Annotated in this window: 6 protein-coding genes and 1 pseudogene; 3 read left to right on the plus strand and 4 right to left on the minus strand. The window is 73.5% G+C overall.

What is annotated here, in order from left to right; translation table 11 throughout:
* A pseudogene (locus AOK24_RS22975) lies at positions 1-643 on the minus strand (hypothetical protein); the annotation flags it as partial.
* Complete coding sequence (locus AOK24_RS22980) at positions 640-1,554, minus strand: RNA polymerase sigma factor (protein WP_055721960.1); 915 nt, start codon at positions 1,552-1,554, stop codon at positions 640-642. The gene AOK24_RS22980 and the pseudogene AOK24_RS22975, both read right to left, overlap by 4 nt.
* Positions 1,555-2,001: 447 nt before the next feature.
* On the opposite strand from AOK24_RS22980, the gene AOK24_RS22985 reads away from it, so the two are divergent.
* Entirely contained in the window at positions 2,002-2,589 is a 588-nt protein-coding gene (locus AOK24_RS22985) for an isochorismatase family protein (protein WP_055721961.1), read from the plus strand.
* Between the two features lie 107 nt (positions 2,590-2,696).
* On the plus strand, positions 2,697-3,572 hold the full coding sequence (gene argB / locus AOK24_RS22990; protein WP_420876685.1) for an acetylglutamate kinase: 876 nt from the start codon (positions 2,697-2,699) through the stop codon (positions 3,570-3,572).
* A 57-nt stretch (positions 3,573-3,629) separates the two neighbouring features.
* Here the strand turns inward: argB and AOK24_RS22995 are convergent, their stop codons facing one another.
* Positions 3,630-4,109 (minus strand): GNAT family N-acetyltransferase, encoded by a 480-nt coding sequence (locus AOK24_RS22995; protein ID WP_055721962.1) that lies wholly within the window; start codon positions 4,107-4,109, stop codon positions 3,630-3,632.
* A 106-nt stretch (positions 4,110-4,215) separates the two neighbouring features.
* On the minus strand, positions 4,216-4,416 hold the full coding sequence (locus AOK24_RS23000; protein WP_055721963.1) for an MbtH family protein: 201 nt from the start codon (positions 4,414-4,416) through the stop codon (positions 4,216-4,218).
* 101 nt (positions 4,417-4,517) lie between these two features.
* Between AOK24_RS23000 and AOK24_RS23005 the strand changes: the two genes are divergently transcribed.
* Positions 4,518-5,545 (plus strand): alpha/beta hydrolase-fold protein (locus tag AOK24_RS23005; RefSeq protein ID WP_055721964.1); only part of this gene is annotated, 1,028 nt, incomplete at its 3' end.

Genomic DNA, 5,545 nt, shown 5'->3' on the forward strand with positions numbered 1-5,545 from the left:
GGGTCGAGGTCGCGGCGGCGATGATCTCCAGGTGGACCGCGAAGTCCGGTCCCGGCAACGGGATCTCGAAGCCGGGGTGGCGGTCGTAGCCGATGGCGACGGCCGTGCGGACGAAGTCCATGACGGCGGTCGCGGCCGGGGTGTGCGGGCGGGGCGCGGCCTGTTCGGTGAGCCGGCTCAGCACCCGCAGCACGGTCGCCGTGTCGGTGTCGGTCCCGATGAGGTCGTCCTCGGCGCTCGCCTGGGCGCGCCAGAGCGCGGCGGCGTGCGGGTCGCCCTGCGCGAGGTGGTGCAGGTGGAGGCTGTAGGCGGCGGCGCGGTCCCCGGCGCCGGCCGCGTACTGCCACCAGAAGCGGGCGCCGCTCTGGAGCCCGGCGAGGTGCAGGGCGCAGCCGAGGGTCCAGGCGACGGGCGGCTCGGGAAGCTGGTCGGTGACGAAGTCGGCGAGCCCGTCGGGGGTGCAGTGCAGGAGGGCTGCCTCGCACAGGGCGTCGAGGGAGCGGGCGGCGCAGGGGTCGCCGGGGGCGTCGGCGGCGGGCGCCTCGTCGTCGTACTCCTCCTCGTAGGGGACGACGTCGCCGGGGACGCGGGGGTGGCGCAGCAGCAGGGACTGGACGAGCAGGTCGTCGATGGCGGTCGTCACGGGGTGGTCGCTCCCGGTTCGTCGAGGTGGGGGCCCTGGAGTTCCAGTGCGCCTCGGGCGTGGTGGTCCAGGGTGTGGGTGATGGCCGGGGACAGGCCGAGGACGCCGGGGACGGCGTGCTGGTCGATGCCGCAGAGGTAGCGCAGGACGACGACGTCCCGCTGGTCCTCGGGGAGGGCGGCGACGGCGTCGAAGAAGCGGGTGAACCGCTCGATGTGGGCGAAGCGTTCGCCGAGGTCGTGGATGCGGGCCTGGGCCTCGGTGGCGAAGGCGGCGGCGCGCAGGTCGGGGCGGCCGTCGGGCCTGCGGTGGGCGCGGTGCAGGACTCTGGCGCGCAGCAGGTGCCAGGCGTGGCGGCGGGTGTCGGGGGCGGCGACGGCCTGGTCCCAGGTGAGCCAGAGGATGTCGAAGACCTCGCCGACGGTGGTGCGGGCGCGCTGCTCGGACTGGAGGAAGGCGTGCGCGTACGCGGTGTACGGGTGGGCCATCGCCTCGGTGAAGCCGCGGTGCGCGACGGGCGGGAGCTCGCTGTCGGGGGGCCGTGCGTCGTCCACGCGGTTCTCGATCCAGCCGGAGCTCTTGTGTGCCTCGTGCGCGGCGGACGTCCACAGGCGGCGCATCGGCCGGACGGGGATGTCGAGGGCGCGGACCACGCTGTAGGTGATGGCCCAGCCGGGGTAGTAGCCCTTGCCGCGCAGGAGTTCGGAGATGCGGGTCTTCGAGTAGCCGGAGCGGCCGACGAGTTCGTCCAGGGTGAGGCCGCTGGCGAACAGGCGGGTGCGGACGGGTTCCAGCCACGCGCGGTGGGTGGGGCCGATCTGCGGTTCGATCGCCTCCGGGGGCCGGCCGCGCCGCCGTACGGGCCGGGCGGCGGGTTCCTCGGGGTTCGGGGACGTCGGGGATAACGTCATGACGTCACCTGCTTGCTGGTCATCGGACCTTCCTGGAAACCTCGGGTCTGGAAGGCCCCCGCGCGGCGGTGCTGAGGCGCCGCGAGGGAGTCGCCCGCCAGCATGGTGTGTCGGCCGCCCGCCGCTCAACGCGGCCCGGGGTGCCCGGAACAAATGAGCGCGCGCTCGCTTGTACCGTATCGGCGCGTCCGGTGTGGGGGAATCGGCCGCGATGAACACTTTCGGGGACTTCGGGCGCCTTCCGGCCGCTGATCGCGCCGGGCCGTCCACCATGGAGACGCACGCCTGCTCTTGGCGTCGCGCCTTCCTGTCTGGGAGGTCACGCGGTCCCCTCGTGCTGAGGGACAACCGGAGGGGGCCGCGCTCTCCATCGATGCGCACGATAGTTAGTTTAGGCTAACCTAATCCTCCTGTCGGGGTTCGTGACGCACGGGGAGGGAACCGCCCATGGGCCAGCCGAGCATCGCCCCCTATCCGATGCCCGACGCCTCCGCGCTCCCCCTCTCGCACGTCTCGTGGTCCCTCGATCCGGCGCGCGGCGCCCTCCTGGTCCACGGCATGCAGGACCGGTTCGCCGAGGCGTTCCCCGCCGGAAAGTCACCCGTCGTCGAACTCGTCGAGAACGTCACCGCCCTGCGCGAACTCGCCGGGGCGCTCGGCATGCCGGTCGTGTTCAGCGCCGAGGACTCCGGCGGCCCCGTCCTCGCGCCGCTCACCCCGCGCCCCGGCGAACACCTCCTCGACGGCGCCCGCCCCAACGCCTTCCTCCGCAGCCACCTGGGCCGTCTCCTGCGCGACGACGGCCGCGACCAGCTCGTGGTCTGCGGGATGTACGCCCACCAGGGCGTCCTCCTGACCGCCGCCGACGCCGCGATGAACGGCTTCGAACCGTTCGTCGTCGCCGACGCCGTCGCCGCGTTCTCCGCCGAGGAACACACCATCGCGCTGCGGTGGAGCGCGCGCGGGAGCGTCGTCCGTACGACGGACGCGCTGCTGCGGGACCTGCTGCTGCGCCGCGGCCGGCGGGAGGCATGAGCGCCCCGCCCTGGAGCCCCCCGCCCGCCGGACCTCCGGCGTTCGCGATCCGGACATCACCGAGTGGTACGACCGTCCCAGCCCGGCCCACGAGGCCGGGCCCGTCCATGAATGGAGTGGCCCCCGTGAGTGTGACCGCTGCCCGGGAAACCCTCGCACCCCTGCCGCAGGGGCTGCGAGGCGGTGTGGTCGTCGTCAAGTTCGGCGGCAACGCCATGGTCGACGACGACCTCCGGCGCACCTTCGCCGAGGACGTCGTCGAGCTGTGGCGGGCCGGGGTGCGGCCGGTCGTGGTGCACGGCGGCGGACCGCAGATCAGCGCGATGCTCGACCGGCTCGGCCTGGAGACCCGCTTCGAGGCGGGACTTCGCGTGACCACGCCGGAGACGATGGAGGTCGTCCGGATGGTCCTCACCGGGCGCGTGCAGCGGGAGTTGGTCGGTGCCATCAACGCGCACGGCCCCCTGGCGGTCGGCCTGACCGGCGAGGACGCCCACACGATGACCGCCGAGCGGCGGCCCGCGTGGGTGGACGGCCGCCCGGTGGACATCGGGCTCGTCGGGGACGTCGTCGACGTCAACCCGGACACCGTGCGCGCGCTCCTCGACCAGGGCCGCATCCCCGTCGTCTCGCCGGTCGCACGCGGGGCCGACGGCGAGGTCTACAACGTCAACGCCGACCTCGCGGCCTCCGCGCTCGCCTCGGCCCTCGACGCCGAACGCCTGGTGGTGCTCACCGACGTGCCGGGGCTGTACGCGGACTGGCCGCGCGGCGAGGAGGTCGTGCCCCGGCTGACGGCCGGTGAACTCCAGGCGCTGCTGCCGGAGTTGGCGAGCGGGATGCTGCCGAAGATGGAAGGGTGCCTGCGGGCGGTGCGGGGCGGGGTGCGGCAGGCCCAGGTGATCGACGGGCGGGTGCCGCACGCGGCGGTACGGAGCCTGGTGGAGGGCGAGGGGGGTACGACGGTGGTGCCGGACGCGTAAGTCCCTTTACGGGGGCGGCGGTTCAGGGCTCACCGGATGCGACGGGGCCCGGACGGCTCACCGGATGGGGTGGACCAGGACGCGCGACCCCCGCCTCGGCTCCCAGCCGGGCGGGGTGCTCGTGTCCGCGCGGGCCGGGGTGAAGCCGTGCCGCGCGAACAGTGCGCCGCTGCCTGCCGTCGCGGTGAACAGTGCGGTCAGGCGGAGGAGTTGAGCGCGTTCCAGGGCGGCGCGCATCAGGCGTCCGCCGACCCCGGCGCCCTGACGGCCCTCCGCCACGCAGAAGTTGTAGAGCACGCCGACTCCGTCGTACGCCTTCAGCCCTACGCAGCCGTCGAGTTCACCGGCGAGGGACTCCACGACGAGGAACTCGGCGGCGTGGGTGGCGTACAGGTGCGCCGGGCGTTCCCGCAGGGCGCCGGAGAGGGCGAACGGGCGGGACAGCGCGGCGAGTTGCTCGGCGTCGCCCCGGTGCGCGGGACGCACGAGAGAGACCGGCGAAGCGGTGGCGAGGGGGGCCTGGTGGGGGGTGGCCATGGGCAAGGCGTGTCCTTCCTCTGTCGCGTCGCACGAGCACTGCCGTCTCGACGAGCGAAGCAAGGTTAGCCTTACCTAAGATCCCAACCAAATCCGACCCCACAGCTCACCCCGCCAGTGAACGCGGGCGCAGGTCCGTCCAGTTGGCCTCGACGTACGCAAGGCACGCCTCCCGGGAGTCCTCGCCGAACGCGACCGTCCAGCCGCCGGGGACCTCCGCGAAGGACGGCCACAGCGAGTGCTGCCCCTCGTCGTTGACCAGGACCAGGAAGCGGCCTTCGGTGTCGTCGAACGGGTTCGTGCTCATGTTCCGGGCCTCCTGGAAACGGGCGTCAACGTTAGGTTAGGCTCGCCTAATCGAAGCTGAGCCTAGTCTGTCCCCTCCCCTCTCACAAGGAGACACCTGCCGTGGCCGACAACGCCTTCACCGAGTACGGGCTCTACGGCGAGGTCGGCACCGACGCGTTCTGGACGGCCGTCGACGGGCCCAAGTCGGTGCCTGCCGCCGGGGGTTGGCGCACCCTGTTCCTGTGGCGCGGCGACGCGGCCCGCATCGAGTTCGAGAGCTGGTCGGGGCCGGTCGCGCTGACCCGCTGGGCCGACACGGACTGCTGGTACGCCGAGGTCCCGATGCCTGAACGCCTGCGCGTCACCTACCAGTTCCTGGTCGGCGAGGACGCGCACGCCGATCCCTTCAACCCCTTCGGCGCCGGGGGCGACCGGTCGATCGCCTCGACGCCGGACGCCCCGGCGCAGCCGTACTGGCCCGCCGTGGGCTCGGACGCGGTGCTGCCGGTGCCGCGGGCCCGGGTGCGGTGGACGAGCGAGCGGCTCGGGGGGCGGCGTACCGTCCGGCTCCATCCCGTGGGCGGGGGCGGGCCGTTGGTGCTGCTGCTGGACGGCGACGACTGGCTGTACCTGCATCCCGCGGCCACCGCGTTCGACGCCGCGTTCGAGGCCGGCGAGCTGCCGCCGGTCACCCTCGCCTTCCTCCCGGCCAAGGACCGCGAGGCCGAGTACACGTGCCGCCCCGAGCTGTGGGAGGCGGTCCGGGACGAACTGCTGCCGCTGGTGGCCGAGTCGGGGATACCGGCCGACCTCTCGCGGCTCGTGGCCGTCGGCCAGAGCTTCGGCGGGCTCAGCGCGCTCTACGCGGCCCTGGAATTCCCCGAGTTGGTGTCCAGGGTGGCGTGTCAGTCGGGGTCGTTCTGGTGGACGCCGGAGGCTGTGGGCGCCGCTGATCCGCTGGGCGGGGTGGTCGGCGGTTCGATGGCGGCACGGGTACGGGAAGCGGGGCCGCTGGACGGGCTGCGCGTCGCGTTCGACGTGGGCCAGCACGAGCGGGCGATGCTGCCGCACTGCGAGCTGGTGGAGGGGCTGGTGGAGGAGGCAGGGGCGCGGGTACGGGTGTCGCGCGCCCCTGCCTCCTCCACCAG

This window comes from Streptomyces niveiscabiei, assembly GCF_001419795.1.
In the GTDB taxonomy this organism is placed as follows: domain Bacteria; phylum Actinomycetota; class Actinomycetes; order Streptomycetales; family Streptomycetaceae; genus Streptomyces; species Streptomyces niveiscabiei.

What these genes read in the sequence shown, in the direction of transcription:
- AOK24_RS22980 (WP_055721960.1), bottom strand. Translation starts at nt 1,554, where the DNA reads ATGACGTTATCCCCGACGTCCCCGAACCCCGAGGAACCCGCCGCCCGG.
- AOK24_RS22985 (WP_055721961.1), top strand. Translation starts at nt 2,002, where the DNA reads ATGGGCCAGCCGAGCATCGCCCCCTATCCGATGCCCGACGCCTCCGCG.
- argB (WP_420876685.1), top strand. Translation starts at nt 2,697, where the DNA reads ATGAATGGAGTGGCCCCCGTGAGTGTGACCGCTGCCCGGGAAACCCTC.
- AOK24_RS22995 (WP_055721962.1), bottom strand. Translation starts at nt 4,109, where the DNA reads ATGGCCACCCCCCACCAGGCCCCCCTCGCCACCGCTTCGCCGGTCTCT.
- AOK24_RS23000 (WP_055721963.1), bottom strand. Translation starts at nt 4,416, where the DNA reads ATGAGCACGAACCCGTTCGACGACACCGAAGGCCGCTTCCTGGTCCTG.